At 40.8% G+C, this 15826-nt stretch carries 15 protein-coding genes and 1 pseudogene; 13 read left to right on the forward strand and 3 right to left on the reverse strand.

The annotated features are described in order from the left end of the window. Window positions 1-16: 16 nt before the first annotated feature. The 4 genes from AC1DOK_RS12300 (at window position 17) to AC1DOK_RS12315 (ending at window position 5017) form a co-directional block, all read left to right on the forward strand. Complete coding sequence (locus tag AC1DOK_RS12300; protein ID WP_477554576.1) at window positions 17-940, forward strand: metallophosphoesterase family protein; 924 nt, start codon at window positions 17-19, stop codon at window positions 938-940. Between the two features lie 167 nt (window positions 941-1107). Further along, complete coding sequence (locus AC1DOK_RS12305) at window positions 1108-2340, forward strand: ankyrin repeat domain-containing protein (protein ID WP_477554577.1); 1233 nt, start codon at window positions 1108-1110, stop codon at window positions 2338-2340. Between the two features lie 183 nt (window positions 2341-2523). Further along, complete coding sequence (locus AC1DOK_RS12310; RefSeq protein WP_477554578.1) at window positions 2524-4050, forward strand: MDR family MFS transporter; 1527 nt, start codon at window positions 2524-2526, stop codon at window positions 4048-4050. Between the two features lie 88 nt (window positions 4051-4138). Further along, on the forward strand, window positions 4139-5017 hold the full coding sequence (locus tag AC1DOK_RS12315) for a pentapeptide repeat-containing protein (protein ID WP_477554579.1): 879 nt from the start codon (window positions 4139-4141) through the stop codon (window positions 5015-5017). Between the two features lie 147 nt (window positions 5018-5164). On the opposite strand, the gene AC1DOK_RS12320 is transcribed toward AC1DOK_RS12315, so the two are convergent. Together AC1DOK_RS12320 and AC1DOK_RS12325 are read right to left on the reverse strand one after the other, a co-directional pair. Beyond that, window positions 5165-5587 (reverse strand): GNAT family N-acetyltransferase, encoded by a 423-nt coding sequence (locus AC1DOK_RS12320; RefSeq protein WP_477554580.1) that lies wholly within the window; start codon window positions 5585-5587, stop codon window positions 5165-5167. A gap of 77 nt (window positions 5588-5664) precedes the next feature. Continuing rightward, window positions 5665-6534 carry an SDR family oxidoreductase gene (locus tag AC1DOK_RS12325; RefSeq protein ID WP_477554581.1) on the reverse strand — a complete coding sequence of 290 codons (870 nt, stop codon included), beginning with the start codon at window positions 6532-6534 and terminating at the stop codon, window positions 5665-5667. Window positions 6535-7151: 617 nt separating this feature from the next. Here AC1DOK_RS12325 and AC1DOK_RS12330 point away from each other — a divergent pair. The 4 genes from AC1DOK_RS12330 (at window position 7152) to AC1DOK_RS12345 (ending at window position 9824) form a co-directional block, all read left to right on the forward strand. Beyond that, window positions 7152-8075, forward strand: coding sequence for a tyrosine-type recombinase/integrase (locus tag AC1DOK_RS12330; RefSeq protein ID WP_477554582.1), 924 nt, complete (start codon window positions 7152-7154; stop codon window positions 8073-8075). A gap of 425 nt (window positions 8076-8500) precedes the next feature. Next, window positions 8501-8833 carry an anti sigma factor C-terminal domain-containing protein gene (locus tag AC1DOK_RS12335; protein ID WP_477554583.1) on the forward strand — a complete coding sequence of 111 codons (333 nt, stop codon included), beginning with the start codon at window positions 8501-8503 and terminating at the stop codon, window positions 8831-8833. Between the two features lie 88 nt (window positions 8834-8921). Then, complete coding sequence (locus tag AC1DOK_RS12340) at window positions 8922-9104, forward strand: anti sigma factor C-terminal domain-containing protein (protein WP_477554744.1); 183 nt, start codon at window positions 8922-8924, stop codon at window positions 9102-9104. A 12-nt stretch (window positions 9105-9116) separates the two neighbouring features. After that, window positions 9117-9824 carry a hypothetical protein gene (locus tag AC1DOK_RS12345; RefSeq protein WP_477554584.1) on the forward strand — a complete coding sequence of 236 codons (708 nt, stop codon included), beginning with the start codon at window positions 9117-9119 and terminating at the stop codon, window positions 9822-9824. Between the two features lie 108 nt (window positions 9825-9932). Here the strand turns inward: AC1DOK_RS12345 and AC1DOK_RS12350 are convergent, their stop codons facing one another. After that, entirely contained in the window at window positions 9933-10586 is a 654-nt protein-coding gene (locus tag AC1DOK_RS12350; protein ID WP_477554745.1) for an HAD family hydrolase, read from the reverse strand. A gap of 236 nt (window positions 10587-10822) precedes the next feature. Here AC1DOK_RS12350 and AC1DOK_RS12355 point away from each other — a divergent pair, with 236 nt between their 5' ends. The 5 genes and pseudogenes from AC1DOK_RS12355 (at window position 10823) to AC1DOK_RS12375 (ending at window position 15719) form a co-directional block, all read left to right on the forward strand. After that, window positions 10823-11974, forward strand: a complete 1152-nt coding sequence (locus AC1DOK_RS12355; RefSeq protein WP_477554585.1) for a hypothetical protein — start codon at window positions 10823-10825, stop codon at window positions 11972-11974. A gap of 83 nt (window positions 11975-12057) precedes the next feature. Further along, on the forward strand, window positions 12058-13170 hold the full coding sequence (locus AC1DOK_RS12360) for an FAD:protein FMN transferase (RefSeq protein ID WP_477554586.1): 1113 nt from the start codon (window positions 12058-12060) through the stop codon (window positions 13168-13170). A gap of 379 nt (window positions 13171-13549) precedes the next feature. Then, window positions 13550-13909: pseudogene (locus tag AC1DOK_RS12365) on the forward strand (IS1634 family transposase); the annotation flags it as partial. A 125-nt stretch (window positions 13910-14034) separates the two neighbouring features. Continuing rightward, entirely contained in the window at window positions 14035-14736 is a 702-nt protein-coding gene (locus AC1DOK_RS12370) for a response regulator transcription factor (RefSeq protein ID WP_477554587.1), read from the forward strand. Then, a complete protein-coding gene (locus AC1DOK_RS12375; protein ID WP_477554588.1) occupies window positions 14733-15719 on the forward strand; it encodes a sensor histidine kinase in 987 nt (328 codons plus the stop codon). Before AC1DOK_RS12370 ends, AC1DOK_RS12375 begins: the two co-directional genes overlap by 4 nt. Window positions 15720-15826: the final 107 nt, after the last annotated feature.

Raw genomic sequence — 15826 nt, forward strand, 5'->3', positions numbered from 1 at the left:
AATGAGGGGAATCAATATGAAGAAACAATTACAATTTGGTGAGGATGGTACATTCACAATTGTCCAGTTTACGGATATTCATTGGCAGACTGGCGAAGATCAGGATCAGGAGACACGAGCTCTCATGGAGCTTGTTATTCAATCAGAACAACCTGATTTGATTGTTTTTACAGGCGATGTAATTTATAGCGATGGCTGTACGGATCCAGAACAAGCGTTTCGAGATGCTGTTGAAGTAGCCGAGCAAAGCGGTATTCCTTGGGTAGCTTTATTCGGGAATCACGATTCGGAAGTAAATATTTCACGAGAACGATTGCTAGAAATACAGATGGAGCATCAGTTTACGTTAGCAGAACGAAATCCAGAATTAAGTGGATTTGGAAATATGGATCTTCAGGTAGTAGACAGTACAGGGCAAGTGGCTGCAGTACTCTACATGCTTGATAGTGGAGATTACTCAACACACCCGCAAGTTGATGGATATGCGTGGATTCAGAATGATCAGATCGAGTGGTATAGGGCTAAATCTAGGTCTTTCACTGAGCAGAATGATGGTGAACCTATTCCTTCCTTGGCTTTCTTTCATATCCCTTTGCAGGAATATCAAATGGTTTGGGATATGGAAACTTGTTACGGTCAGAAGGGAGAGCAGGTGTGTTGCTCGCGAATCAATTCAGGCATGTTTGCAGCGATGCTAGAGATGGGCGATGTAATGGGAACTTTTGTCGGGCACGACCATATCAATGATTTCTGGGGTGTTCTTCATGGCATTCGGCTCTCTTACGGACGAGCAACTGGATATAACACATATGGAATGTTTGGGTTTCAACATGGAGCTCGTATTATCCGATTGCGTCAAGGAGAGAGAGAGTTTGAATCTTGGCTACGCCTTGATGATGGTTCCGTTGTCACGATCCAACCAGAGCATCAACCGGGTTAATGAATGAAGAGACAATATGATCAGAGTATGAAATTGAGGTACTTCAACTTGTTTGAAGTGCCTGTTTTTAACTTCTCTTACCGGGAAACACAGGTGAATGTTATTAGTAGAACAAATTTATATTACTATCGATCAAATTATTTTAAAAACTGAAAGGAAGTAATTATGTGTTAAACAAAAAAATGAAGAGTTTTATTATTTGTGCAGTAATACTTACATTTATCTTTGGAGGAAATGCGGTAGCAGAGGATATAAAACAGACGATAGAAGTCTATTTTAATAAAATACATATAGAAATAAACGGTAAGCGCTTAGCTGTGGATAATATTACCTATAAGGATACTACCTATGTTCCATTAAGAAAAGTCGCTGAAATGTTTAATAAAAAGGTTGGTTGGAACGAAGATACGACTACAGCTAGTATCGATGACTCTGAGCGTATACCCAATATAGAAATGACTTATGAACAATTAATCAATGAAATCTCTGCAGGTAAACAAAGGGATGTCCTTAACAAATTAGATAAAATGAAAACAGAAGACCGTAGTAAGTTATTTCTTTCAGTAGTTAGTAATATGTATACCTTTAGTGATACGCCAACACAGACAACATTAGAGAATGTATTAGAATCCATGTTAAATAGTCCACTGGATATTAATATCCAGGACTCCTATGGTTTTACACCTCTTCTTATTGCAGCCCAAAGGTCTACATATCTTGTCCCGTTAATGCTTGAGCATGGGGCGAACGTTAATATTCGTAATAAAGAAGGGCACTCACCATTGATGATGATTGCATCAAAACAAGATTATAATCTTTTTAAGCTACTTATAGATAGAGGAGCTGACCCGCTTGCAATAAGCAATGACGGTTCTAATGTGCTAATGTGGGAATTACTCCCTTTTATTAACATGGGATTTAATGAAGATTCTTTCAAAATTCAACAGATGCTAGTTGATTATAAAATAGATGTTAATCACAGAGAAAATGATAACTACAGAAACACACTGACATTAGCGGTACAAGGTGGCCAGCATGAACTTATTAAGCTCCTACTTAAGGGTGGAGCAGACCCGAACATAAGCGATTTTAATGGAACTACTCCTCTATTTTATGTAGCAGCCGTTAATACATCGTATAAAGATGAGCAAACAGCAATCGATACGATGAAAATGATGCTAGAAGCAGGAGCAAATATAAATGCATCGAATAAGGATGGCGACACAACCTTACATTACATCATGCGTCTGAATAATTCTCATGATATATTAACTGAGGATCTAATAAAGTATATGTTATCTCAAGGTGCAAATAAAGATGTAGCCAATAAGGAGGGAAAGACTCCTTTGGATATAGCAAAAGAATCAAACAAAGCTAGATTAATCAAGCTATTATCATGATCTGAGTTTCATATACATTCATTGATTAAGATGTAGTCAGTACTCGAATGTCTTTGTTATTATTGGTACCAAATTTTAATGTGCAGATTGTGTGCTTTTTATTTCATTAAGTTGTAAAATAAATGTTAGATTAATTTTAATTAAGAAAATAATTACATTATTTGAACGAAGGAGGCCAACCAAATGGATAACAGTAGAAGTAAATTAGGTTTTGTAATAACTGCACTTTTGTTAGGAATTTTGATGTCTGCAATGGATAATACAATTGTTGCTGCTGCAATGGGAACCATTGTATCTGATCTTGGAGATTTCAATAAGTTTGTATGGGTGACCTCCGCATATTTAATAGCCAGTGCAGCCGGGATGCCGATTTTCGGTAAATTGTCTGACATGTATGGACGCAAACGTTTTTTTATTTTTGGGGTAGTCGTATTTCTTATTGGTTCAATCCTATGCGGTACGGCGGATACGATCGTGCAATTGAGTATCTATCGTGCGATCCAAGGAATCGGCGGCGGGGCTTTAATGCCGATTGCATTTACAATTGTATTTGATATTTTTCCACTGGAGAAAAGAGGAAAAATTACTGGATTGTTTGGAGCAGTCTTTGGTACATCTAATCTTTTTGGTCCACTACTAGGTGCCTACATAACACAGTACTACCATTGGAGTGGCATTTTTTATGTGAATGTGCCAATCGGAATTATCGTTCTTATATTTATTAGCATGTTTTATCATGAATCCCTAGAACATTCCAAACAACGAATTGACTGGTGGGGTGCAGGCACGCTTGTCAGTGCAATCGTAAGCTTAATGTTCGCTCTTGAATTAGGTGGGAATACGTATGCTTGGAATTCAATTCAGATCATTGGCTTATTCACTGTATTTGTACTCTTTACTAGTTTGTTTATTGTAATTGAAAGGAAAGTAGCAGAACCGATCATATCTTTTCAAATGTTCACCAAAAGATTATTTGCTACAAGTACTTTAGCTGGATTATTCTATGGGGCAGCTTTTATAACAGCTGCGATTTATATCCCGATTTATGTGCAAGGCGTACTTGGAGGGTCAGCAACTAACGCAGGTCTAATTCTATTGCCCATGACTCTGGCCTCCGTAATAGCAAGTCAAGTCGGGGGACTTCTCTCAACCAAGACGAGTTATCGTAATATAATGCTTTTCTCAGGTATTATTTTTGTTATAGGAATTAGCTTGTTAAGCACATTGACACCAAATACGAGTCGCATGATGCTAACGACATATATGATTATTACAGGTATTGGAGTCGGATTCTCTTTCTCTGTTTTAAGTATGTCAGCTATTCATGGTATTGATATGAGACAACGTGGTTCAGCGAATTCAACGATGTCGTTTGTTAGAACAATTGGAATGACACTTGGTATTACGATTTTTGGCATTTTACAGAAGAATAGCCTAAGTGGAAATATGACGGATGCATTCGCTGGTTCGGGTGGTGTTCCACAAGGCGTTAATATAGGCGATCCACGAGAATTATTGTCGCAAGCAGGTCGGGCGGGGCTTCCCCCAGATGTTCTTGATCATATCATTGGAGCGTTATCGTCCTCAATCGGGCAGACATTCTTGTGGGCAGTTGTACCAGCTGCACTCGCATTTATTTCTGTATCTATGATGGGCAGCACTAGAATTAAACCAGCTATTAAGGTACAAGAAGCGTCAATTCAAAAGTAAATTGAAAGGGTAGTTTATATGGTCAATAAATTACGAATCAACCACTGGGTATGGGATTGTAAATTTCGACGACGGGAGATCACACACAGTGTCAGTAAATCATGAAAATTCAAGTTCTATTCTAAGCAGAAATGACCCTAGTTTGAGAGCTGACTGCGAGAACTGCTTCGGCTTGTGTTGTGTCGCATTACCCTTCGCAGCTTCAACAGATTTCGCCATCGATAAAGACGCTGGACAGCCATGCCCTAACCTGCAATCGGACTTCCGCTGCGGCGTTCACAATAACCTCAGGCAGCTGGGCTTACGTGGTTGCACTGTTTATGACTGCTTCGGCGCGGGGCAAAAAGTTTCTCAAGTTACCTTCGGTGGACGCGACTGGCGGCAAGCCCCTGAATCTGCAAAGCATATGTTCGAAGTGTTTCCTATCATGTGGCAACTCCAAGAGCTAATTTGGTATCTGACCGAATCGCTGACGTTGCAACAAGCCCGTCCGATCCATAGTGAGCTTAGTTCCGCGCTCGACGAGACTGAACGACTCACTGAGCTAAGTCCCGAATCTCTTATGAAACTGGATGTGGCAGCACATCGAGCAAATGTCAATGCTCTGCTTCTTCGGACGAGTGAACTCGTGCGAGATGAAGCTATTCGCTCGCAGAAGGGTTCTTCAGGTCGTCGAAAAACCTACGGCCGAGGTGCCGATCTTGTCGGAGCCAAACTGAGAGGTGCCGACCTTAGGGGCGCCAATTTGAGAGGGGCATACCTAATTGCCGCTGACCTTAGAGGCGCTGACCTGAGAATGGCTGATCTCATCGGGGCTGATTTGCGAGATGCTGACCTTAGAGGTGCCGTCCTTACAAGTAGCATCTATCTTACCCAAGCACAGATTAACTCGGCAAAGGGCGATGATACGACAAAGTTGCCATCATCACTTACTCGCCCGTCGCACTGGTCCACCTTCGAAGGATAGAATGAGAGGGCGATGGTCGTCTTGCTTCGGTCCACAAAAAGTAAGCTATTCGAACATATAGTCCATGACTAATATGTTCAATCAGCTTACTTTTTTAATTGCTTATTCGATTAAAGTTTTCTATTAGCTTACTACCCCATAAGTCTATCAATAGGACTTCTCAAAATGATGACAACTGATTCGCATCTTCCTGTTTAGATAAAAGCGATGAGCATCATGTCTTTGAACCCCTGAATCGAGATGCATGGCTGAACAATGATTCTTATGTAATTCCTCATCTAACCAATCAAATAACTCATTCGCATATCCTCTTGAACGGCTGTCTTGATCTGTGATGAGATCATCCACATACAAATATTTTCCCCAAGCTAATGAATGATTTATTCTGTAACCTGCAGCTGCTTTTGCTTCCTCATTTTCAAATATAACAATTAACTTATAACCGTATTCCAACTGTAGCTGTTTGATTTGACTTAAATAAGTTTCTTCTTCAAGATGGGGGCGTAACTGTTTCATCAAAGTATAGGTTGCGAGTATTTCTTCATCTTTATTAGCAATTATTACAGGCATGTGCAAATTCCCCTTTGCTACCTTTTCTATATAACAATGTTAGTAGTTTCCCTCTATGAAGATTCGCTACCCGCCTCTTAAAATCCTTGCTTGGCTGCATAATTCCCCCAATGTGGTTTACGTCCATCAATATCGGTAAACCCGTAATCATCTGATAACCCCCAACTACTTAGTGTACTGCCAGTTTTGAGAAATGCATTCGGATCTGCGGCAAAAGCAGCAATTCCTTTCCCGATAAAGTAGGGTGTCTCAGATTCGATAAAATGGGGATCTTTATTGACAGCGTTACGCCAATTATGCTCGTTCACTCCAAAATGATCGAGCATCGCTTCAGAACGCAGAAATCCCGGTGTCACAGCCACCACGGTTATTTGATGTTGTCGTAGTTCTTCCGCCATCGCTTGAGCAAGGTGAATTACAGAAATCTTGGCTAAACTATAATACAAATTACCTCGGAATCGATAGTCAATTCCATCCGTAATTTCAATAATTAGACCCTCTTGACGGGCTACCATTAAAGGTGCGGCATAATAGCTTGTAATCATATGAGAATGAACAGCACGTTGTTGCATGAGTAAGCCATTTGATAGGGAGTGTTCCCAAAATGGTTTATCCCATTCCGTAAGTGAATCGCCACCCCAAACATCATTCACGAGGATATCTAGCTGTCCATTCTGTTCATCGCTCACTCTTTTAAATAAAGCTTTAACCTCATTTTCAACCGTATGATCGGTTTTCACTGCAATACCGATACCACCCTGAGCAGTTACTAGATCAGCGGTATCTTCAATTGTCTCTAAGCGACCTAAACTAGATGGATTCCCTCTAGTACTTCGCCCAGTGCAATATACGGTTGCGCCAGCTTTACCTAACATAACCGCAATTCCTCGTCCTGCTCCTCGTGTTGCTCCTGCAACAACAGCAACTTTACCTTGCAAAGCCTTCATCTATTGTCACTCCCCTAATTTTTGATTTTATCCTCTTAACCTTTATTTCCAAACGATCATGGTAAATAATGTTACACTACTCCCTCTTTTATGAAAACACTTTACGACATGTTTTCATAACCAATTTTATACATTAAACCAATTTAATCTAATAATGTTAAATTAATTTAAAATTGTATATATTAATTAATTAATCCTATATTTAACTATATTATATAAAATTATAAATTTTACAAAAGTATAGGCATTATTACTTATAATAACTAAAAATGATTAAATTATAAAATATGATATATTGATCCAGTAGAAGTGCTGAAATTCGACCTGCAGAACATACGTTCGAGTTCAAATAAAGGGTCAATAGCGTTAAAAGCGATCAAGAAACGGAGTAGAAGAGGATCGGGATAGGATCAGAACAGATCAAGATACCCGTGAAATGGTGTTAAATCATTATTTTTGGTTTTTGGGGTTAGTATTTAGGCTATTTTGCTTCAAATATGCTATAATTTACTTAGAAATAACAGCGTGAAATACATATTTCACGCTGTTTCATTTTAGAACAACGAAATAGATTTAATTCAACCAAGATTACACCAAGGGAGCTGACGATTTACGATATGAATAGGGAAGATAAATACGATAACGATCATTATATACATACATTCAAAGTTTGGATGCAGGATGCGGGATATACCGAATCGACTCAAAAGGCTTATTTACATACGATTAACCTGTTTTTGAATAGCGTTGATAAGCGAGTAGAGGATATCACCAAGCTCGATATTATGTCCTTTTTGACTGAGGCTCGTAAGAATGGATGTAGTGATATTACGCGTAATCGCAAGCTTTTTGCGATCAGATCCTTCTATAAAGGCCTTAAAGATATGGAAGAAGTGCAAAACAACCCTGCAGCGGACGTAAAACTATCCAAAACAGAACGAAATCACCTTCCTACATACTTAGAAGAGAAGCATTTGAACACATTTCTTGAACAAGTTGAGGGTTTATATAGTTCTAGGAACATTGCTGTATTCCTACTAATGGCTTATGCTGGATTGCGTGTTGGTGAGGTTCATCGACTGAATTTAAGCGACTTTTTTCCTAGTCGTAATAGCCTACATGTAAGCGGTAAAGGGCGTAAATGGCGTGCAGTACCACTACCCGAGGCGTTAACGGACATGCTTCAGAGCGTAATTGAGGAGCGCAGAGATCCGAATCGGAGTGTTGAAACAGCTCTTTTTATCTCACAAAAAGGTTATCGATTGTCCATTAGACAAATCCAAACCATAGCGCAGCAAACCTTTGAGAAATTACAGGAAGAAGACGAATCTCTTCGTGATCTCAAGCTTTCTTGCCATAAATTAAGACATTCCTTCGCAACTTTGCTGCTTAAACAGGGAACGGATATTCGTGTTGTGAAGGAATTAATGGGGCATGAATCGATTGAAACAACGATGATCTATACGCATGTTAACGATGAACAGAAGGAAAAAGCGATGCAAAAGATCAAATTGCCTAAAATTAATTTTGCTGCTAAATAAATGAATGTGTAACTTTTCGGACTCTCGCACGTGGATATGATGAAGGGGGGAGCGAATGAAAAGGCAAACAATCGATAGTATTTATCGATCCTATTTACAGGATATATATCGCTATTTGCTCTTCCTGAGTCATGATCATCATTATTGATTTTACGCGTACGCAAAGTCGCCATTCAGTGAACTCTAATGACTATTTTGAACGAATTGCAGATGCGCATAACACCGAGGATTTGCTGCTAAAACAGGAATTTTGTGAATTTATCGAGTGAGGTCACGTTTTCTTATAGAATGAAATTATATGATGATTTGAGAAAGCAAATTGGAAACTCTTACATAACATTCGGCCAATACTCACAAACCATCTTACTTGGTTTACTTGGAAATCCTAAACGACTCACTATACCGAACAAATTGGTAATAGTAGTATGCTATATAAGCATCCGAATAGTAAGTACGACATAGGCAATGACGATTGGTCTGTACTGGATAAGCTACCTGAAGGAACAGTATCTGAAGCTTATTTATCTTTGGACCAACTGTTTACAACGGATGAATTACTGTTGAAACTAAAGGATTTTGGCAAGATTACCCACACTTGGTTAGCGGTCGATATAGGTCTGAATAAATACGGTGAACCTTTTACACAAGCTATTGGATTTCCGTATCAAACGAATTGGCTCCGTAGCGAAATGACTGTGGTTCAACTGGAAGAAAAGAAGTTGGGTTTGTTCCGAAAAACATCCACAAGTTCAATTTAATATCCAATTATTGAAGAATATGGTATCTGTGATATCCGAGATCAGAATTTCATGAATACACTTCGTTTTTTTACATAAATAAAAGAGAATTTCCAATCAAGTTTCAAAAAGGGTCTTATGGGGCATTGACCGGGAAATTCAGTACCTGGAAACGAATGGGATAAAGCTATACGGTGTTGTCGTTACATGTCCAACTAAAGAACTACTCAAGCTTAAGGGTCAAAAGTGGATTTCGAGCATGAGAGTAGGGGAAACAAGGTTGTGGAATTGAGGGAGTATGTAAATGTACAAAATGATCAGTTTGCTGTTTGCTTTAATAATCCTTAGCGGCTGTAAACAAACGGTTCAAGCTCAACTGCCTGAGGATTTTGTTAAAGGGTTTTCAGGTAATAATTATAAGATCGAAACGATTCATCGATTTATTCAGTCCATTAATCTTAAGGATTCAATAACTTATCGTTCTTATCTCTCTACCAAAGTAAAGGCTACTGAAGTTCCGAAAGCAAAGATTGTATCGGCAAATTTTCAGATGATGGGTTATGGTGACATTACAGATACAGCTTTACTAGAGCTTACAACGGACACTCAACAAGCGTTATTGTACAGGTTAGATGAAGTTGTCATTGAATATGAGCCAGCGCCCATTCTTGTATTTACGCCAGTAGAGCTTAGAAAACCAGAATATATGGACGAAAATCAGTATGTTGGAAACGAACGTGATGTTGTTCGGATCTTGAATATGTTTATGAAATATACTAATTTGCGTGATGTTGAATCTCGTCTAAACCTCTTAAGTGATAATAATTCACTTAATCAAGATTACCTTTATCCAATTATTCTCGGAATGAAAATTCGTAGCTTTGAATTTAAAGATAATGATCAGACGGCGATTGTTTATACAACCATGGAGTACGAAGGAGGAAGCGATTGGAACCCCATGTTTGTACTATTGAAGGAAAATGAAGAGTGGAGGATCGGGATGATTGATTAAAAAAGTAAGACAACCCGAAATTGATGATTCGAGGTGACCTCATAAAGAAGCTGGATAGAGCAATCAGAAATTATATCTGAATCTCTATCCAGTTTTTTCATGTGTTTATTAAGAGTTTTGCTCCAAATGTTTAATGACCTGTTCTAAATTCATTTCACTCATGGAGTTAATTCTTAAATCATATTTTCCAAACTTGATAGATTGGGTTACTTCATTAGGAACGATCACACATTTTAGCCCTGCTGCAATTGCTGCGGCTGCGCCATTCGCTGAATCTTCGAAAGCAACAGCTTCATAGGCATTTACATTCAAAGCTTCTATTGCTTGTAAATATAAAGCAGGATCTGGCTTGACTTTGTCTACTTGGTCGCCTGTCTTAATAACCTGAAAATAGTCATAGATTTGAAGCTTTATCAAATAATCTTCCACCCATTCTCGAGAGGAACTTGAAGCCAGCCCGATTTTTAATCCTAATTGTTTGGCAGTAGATAAATATTGTTCTACACCATCTCTTATTTTCACACTCTTCATTTTGGATTTGTGGCTTTCTTTTGCTAGTTTTCTAATATTTTCTCTGGAGGATTCTCCTAGCTTTTCATCGATATACTGATTCAATACGCCATTATCAGTTCCAATACACTTAGTAAATACCTCTATAGGAAATTCTACATTGTAATTCTGAAATACTTCTTCATAGGCTTGAAACCATACGGTTTCAGTATCAATAATTAATCCATCAAAATCAAATACAACTGCTTTAATCAATTTAGAACCTCCTAGTAAATTATTGATATCCTCTTAAATATAATTGTACCATAGATTAGGTGAGTAGGAATGGGGAAAGGACCACCATATCATTTGAATAACCATCGCACACATGTTGAGTAAATAATTTGACTATTATCGAATCTTTGTGATTTAATTCACTTATTAGTAATCGAAGTATGTGATAATATTCACTTGAATTGATTAGTTTATTATACATTAGGGGGATAATTATGAAAAAAACGTTATCTATTTTAGTCGTATCGACGATGATTGCTGCCATGCTTGCAGGTTGTTCTAAGACTCAGGAAACTGCAGCACCGACTACAGCACCGCAAGAGACTGCAGCAGCTACACCAGCAACTACACCAGCAGCTAAACCAGCAACATCCACTGAAGCAGGAATTGTTAAGATTGGACTTGGTCAGTCTACATCTATCGCGAAATCTGTGGATATGGGTAAAGACAAAGATGGCAAGGTAGTGCCTGCGAAGGGTCAAGTGGATACAGTGATCGTAGCAGCTGCTTTTGACAAAGATGGCAAGGTTGTTAAAGTTGCTATCGATAGCGCACAATCCAAAATCGAATATAAGGAAGATCTTCAAGTAACCACTGATCTGAAAGCTGAGCAAAAAACAAAGGTTGAGCTTGCCGAAGGTTATGGCATGATTAAGGGTTCCAAAATCCAAAAAGAATGGTACCAGCAAGCAGATGCGCTTGGTAAATGGATGATTGGCAAGACAGTTGATGAGATCAAAGGAATGAAGACGAAGAAGGTAGATGATGCTCATCCTTCCGTTCCAGATGTTGCTGAGCTTGCATCTTCTGTAACAATTACAGTGCAGGATTATGTTGGAGCTCTTGAAGAAGCATATAAAAACGCTGTAGAAGTTGGCAAAGGCGCTGAGAAGCTTGGTCTTGGTCACAACATCACGATAGCTAAATCCAAAGGGCTTGGAAATAAGGATGGCAAGGAAGTACTTCCGACAGCTCAAGTAGACACAGTTATGATTGCAACAGCGTTTGATAAAGACGGTAAAGTAGTTGGAACATTGATTGACAATGCCCAAACCAAAATTAATTTTGATAAAGAAGGTAAAGTAACTTCAGATAAAAACGCAGAACAAAAAACAAAGGTTGAACTTGGCAACGAGTATGGTATGATCAAGGCTTCCAAAATCCAAAAAGAATGGTTTCAGCAAGCGGACGCATTGGCTAAATGGATGGTAGGCAAATCGGTAGATGAGATTAAAGGGATGAAAACGAAGAAGGTAGATGATGCTCATCCTGCTGTTCCAGATGTTGCAGAGCTTACATCTTCGGTAACCGTTTCGGTGCAAGATTACATCGCTGGTCTTGAAGAATCCTTTAAGAATGCAAAATAATAAATGATAATATCGGTTTGATAATGATAAAACTCCTCCATTCGCAAGTGGGGGAGTTTTATCTGGATAGGGCGTGATTTTCTATGAATAAAAGGGGAAAATATTTCACTTTGTTGTTGGTGGTGACACTTTTATTATCTGGCTGCCAACATAAGCAAGATATCGAGTTCAGCAAATATCATAAATACAGTGATAGCTTCTTTGATTCTTTTGATACACTGACGCAAGTTGTTGCTTATACGGAAACCGAAGAGGAGTTTGAGCGATATTTTGAGAAGGCTCGTGAGCGATTTCGAGATCTCCACAAAAAATATGATATTTACAATGATTATGATGGTGTGAACAATATCAAAACCATTAATGATCAAGCCGGGATCAAGCCAGTTGAAGTCGATCAAGATATCATTGACTTGATTCTTTTCTCAAAGGATTGGTATCAGCGCACTGGTGAAGAGACGAATATTGCGATGGGAGCTGTTCTTCAGATTTGGCACGATTATCGGGAAGAAGGTATAGATGATCCAGAGAATGCCAAACTCCCTCCGATTCAAGAGCTTCAGAAAGCCGCCGAGCATATTGACCTCGATAAGGTTATCGTCGATAAGGCGAATAGCACTGTATACTTGGCTGATGAACGAATGAGTCTTAACGTTGGAGCGGTTGCCAAGGGATTTGCTACAGAACTGGTGGCAAATGAGCTACAGGAGGAAGGGTTAGTGTCTGGTATGATCAGCGCTGGCGGTAATATTCGTGCTATTGGCCAACCGCTGGATGGTGTTCGTCAGCGATGGGGAGTTGGCATACAGCACCCCGATAAGTTTATCGCTATGGAGCAGGAGAATCTGCTCGATACCGTGTTTCTTAACGATGCTTCCGTCGTCAGCAGTGGAGATTATCAGCGGTATTATGTCGTGGACGGGAAATCGTATCATCATCTGATCGATCCGAAGACACTAATGCCAGGACAATATTATCGTGCCGTCACGATCGTGACAAGAGATTCGGGAGTAGCGGATTTTATATCGACAGCTGCTTTTCTTATCCCTTTTGATCAGAGCTGGTCGCTCGTGCAAAGCAAGGATGGAGTCGAAGCTGTATGGGTGATGCCCGATGGAACAGTTGAAGCGACCGACGGGATGAAGGCCATGATGAAAAGCCATGGGGCATCAGGGGCGAAATTAGAAGGTAAGAGATGATGAAAAGAATAATAAACATGGGTTCTTTTATTCTCTCTTTACTCTGCATCGTTTAGTTCCTTATGGCTGCAGCATCCACAAGATTTATGTTATTTGCGACTAACATATTAGGTATACATCCATTGTATCTCGTCTTGTATACCACGTAATTCGTACTATTACTTGGAGTAATGGGCCTGCATGGTGTTGTGAATACGAAGTCATTCTTAAGGAGTATGATAACGATCCTACTTACTTTAGGGTTATCTCCTGCATTCCCGTGAAATTATAACGAGGAATGAGGAAAAATCTTGTAACGACAGGCTTTCTGGGCGAAAATGGCTCGCCAAATCTCTCCAATTCACGCTATAATTATAACGTGGATTGGAGAGATGACAGCATGGCGTTGGTCTATTTGAAAAACAAAACTAACGGAATTACATACGTCTACGAGTCCGAAAACTACTGGGATAAATCAAAACAGCAATCACGCAGCCGCCAGGTTTGTATCGGCAAGTTAGATCCACAGACCGGTGAACTAATTCCGTCCAAGCGACTTGCCGCGACGGAGCGTTCATCCAAACGCGGCCCAGTTCCTGCAATGGAAGCCAAACGCCTATACGGCGGCGCAATGCGTTTTTCAAAATGGGCCCTCACCCATCGGCATCCGTACGGCAAAGACATTCCTTCCAAGCGCAGCAGCGATTTCTTTGCTGCGATTACGGAAGAAGCCCGGGAGCAAGGGCGCCTGCAAGGAAAATAGATAAAGCAGTACAATGCTTTAAGGGCTTGATAAGATTCATATTCAATCACTCCTTCTAAAATAATTAAACGCAAAGGAATCCATTTGGTTTCGCTTTCAAGTTGGAAAAAGGAGCTGGACTTATGTACAAAATATTCATTGTCGAGGATGATGCGAAAATCTCCAGCCTACTGCACTCTTACATGTCCAAGTATGGATTCGAAGCGAGGGAGGTAGTCGATTTCAATCATGTGCTGGAGGAGTTCCAGGAATATGGAGCGGATCTGGTGCTGCTCGATATAAACCTGCCCAAGTATGACGGCTTCTACTGGTGTCGACAAATCCGTACGCATTCGCATTGCCCGATTTTATTTATATCCGCCCGGGACAATGAGATGGATCAGGTGATGGCGCTGGAGAACGGGGCGGATGATTACATAACCAAGCCCTTCCACTATGAGGTCGTCATGGCCAAAATACGCAGCCATTTGCGCAGAGCTTACGGAGCATACGCTTCAAACCAGGAAGAGAAGAGGCTGGAGTCCGGCGAGCTAATCCTGTATCCCGAGCGTTACGTCGTAAGCTACGCGGGCCATGGAGCTGAGCTGACTGTGAAAGAAAGCCAGCTGCTGGAGGCGCTTATGCTGAAGCAGGGAAGGGCAGTGAGCAGGGAGAAGCTGCTGGACCTGATGTGGGAAGATCATCATTTTATCGATGACAACACCTTAAATGTGTACATTACAAGGCTGCGCAAAAAGCTGAAGGAGCTTGGCTCTGAAGATCGGGTGGAAACGGTCCGGGGAGTGGGCTACAAGCTTGCGGTAAGGCGGGAGGACCTGCAATGAAGCTGTTCTGGAAGGAGCATGTTCCTTTGCTGCTGTTTTATTCGGTTCAGGTTGCATTAGTTCCTTTGCTTTATTGGCTTGCCGGAGAGGGACGGCCTTTTGCGATCGTCTTATACGGCTTCCTGCTAAGCACGGTTGTACTTGCATTATATTTGATTTACCGATACTACCAGCATCGGGAGATGTATCGGCGCTTGGAAGAGCCGCATGCTGCACAGGAGGAGTTGCTACAGCCTATGGATGAGGCGCCACTGTCCGATGCGGTCCATGAGCTGCTGCGCAGCTACGACCGGCATTTCAAGGACCAGCTGCAGCAGCAGCAAAGCGGAAACGAGCAGCATCTCGTTTTCATGAACCGCTGGGTGCATCAGATGAAAACGCCGATCTCCGTCATTCAACTGCTGCTGCAGGAGCTAGAGGAGCCGGCTGCCGACTGCATCCAGGAGGAGCTGGACCGGCTGCGCAAAGGGCTGGAAATGGTTTTGTACACCGCCAGGCTTGACCGGTTCGAGCATGATTTCTCAGTCGAAGCCGTAGATCTGCGTCAGATCGCCAATCAGGTTGTTGCCGGCAACCGCAAGCTGTTTATCCGCAAGGGTATTACCCCATTGCTCCAAATCAGGGAGGGGTTGAAGGTGTACTCCGATGCGAAATGGCTGCGATTTTTGTTGGATCAAATTGTGGTCAATGCCTTGAACTACACCATCGGGACAGGCAAAATGATTTCGATTTCAGCGGAAGAGCTGGGTAAATCGTGTAAACTAACCGTACAGGATCAAGGTATCGGGATTGAAAAGGAGGATTTAAATCGCGTGTTTCATCCTTACTATACAGGGGAACGCGGGAGACAATATCACGAATCTACCGGAATGGGCTTGTATTTGGTTAAAGAGGTGTGCGGACGACTCGGACACGAGGTTGTACTGCAATCAGAGCCGGGAGCAGGTACGACCGTAACCCTGTTGTTTCAGCATCGCACATAGTTTTGCAAAAATATTTTATGAAAGGAATGCTGATAGGAGCCATTAAGGGTTGAAACTCCTCTGATTTGGTTTAAGAAGATAGCCTGACTGCCATATGGGCAGGAAAA

The organism is Paenibacillus sp. P5_B5 (assembly GCF_056400365.1).

Bases quoted from the DNA above. Each gene is read 5' to 3' on its own strand.
- AC1DOK_RS12370 (WP_477554587.1), top strand. From the start codon at position 14,035: ATGTACAAAATATTCATTGTCGAGGATGATGCGAAAATCTCCAGCCTA.
- AC1DOK_RS12330 (WP_477554582.1), top strand. From the start codon at position 7,152: ATGAATAGGGAAGATAAATACGATAACGATCATTATATACATACATTC.
- AC1DOK_RS12325 (WP_477554581.1), bottom strand. From the start codon at position 6,534: ATGAAGGCTTTGCAAGGTAAAGTTGCTGTTGTTGCAGGAGCAACACGA.
- AC1DOK_RS12360 (WP_477554586.1), top strand. From the start codon at position 12,058: ATGAATAAAAGGGGAAAATATTTCACTTTGTTGTTGGTGGTGACACTT.
- AC1DOK_RS12345 (WP_477554584.1), top strand. From the start codon at position 9,117: ATGTACAAAATGATCAGTTTGCTGTTTGCTTTAATAATCCTTAGCGGC.
- AC1DOK_RS12355 (WP_477554585.1), top strand. From the start codon at position 10,823: ATGAAAAAAACGTTATCTATTTTAGTCGTATCGACGATGATTGCTGCC.
- AC1DOK_RS12320 (WP_477554580.1), bottom strand. From the start codon at position 5,587: ATGCCTGTAATAATTGCTAATAAAGATGAAGAAATACTCGCAACCTAT.
- AC1DOK_RS12375 (WP_477554588.1), top strand. From the start codon at position 14,733: ATGAAGCTGTTCTGGAAGGAGCATGTTCCTTTGCTGCTGTTTTATTCG.
- AC1DOK_RS12300 (WP_477554576.1), top strand. From the start codon at position 17: ATGAAGAAACAATTACAATTTGGTGAGGATGGTACATTCACAATTGTC.
- AC1DOK_RS12310 (WP_477554578.1), top strand. From the start codon at position 2,524: ATGGATAACAGTAGAAGTAAATTAGGTTTTGTAATAACTGCACTTTTG.
- AC1DOK_RS12335 (WP_477554583.1), top strand. From the start codon at position 8,501: ATGCTATATAAGCATCCGAATAGTAAGTACGACATAGGCAATGACGAT.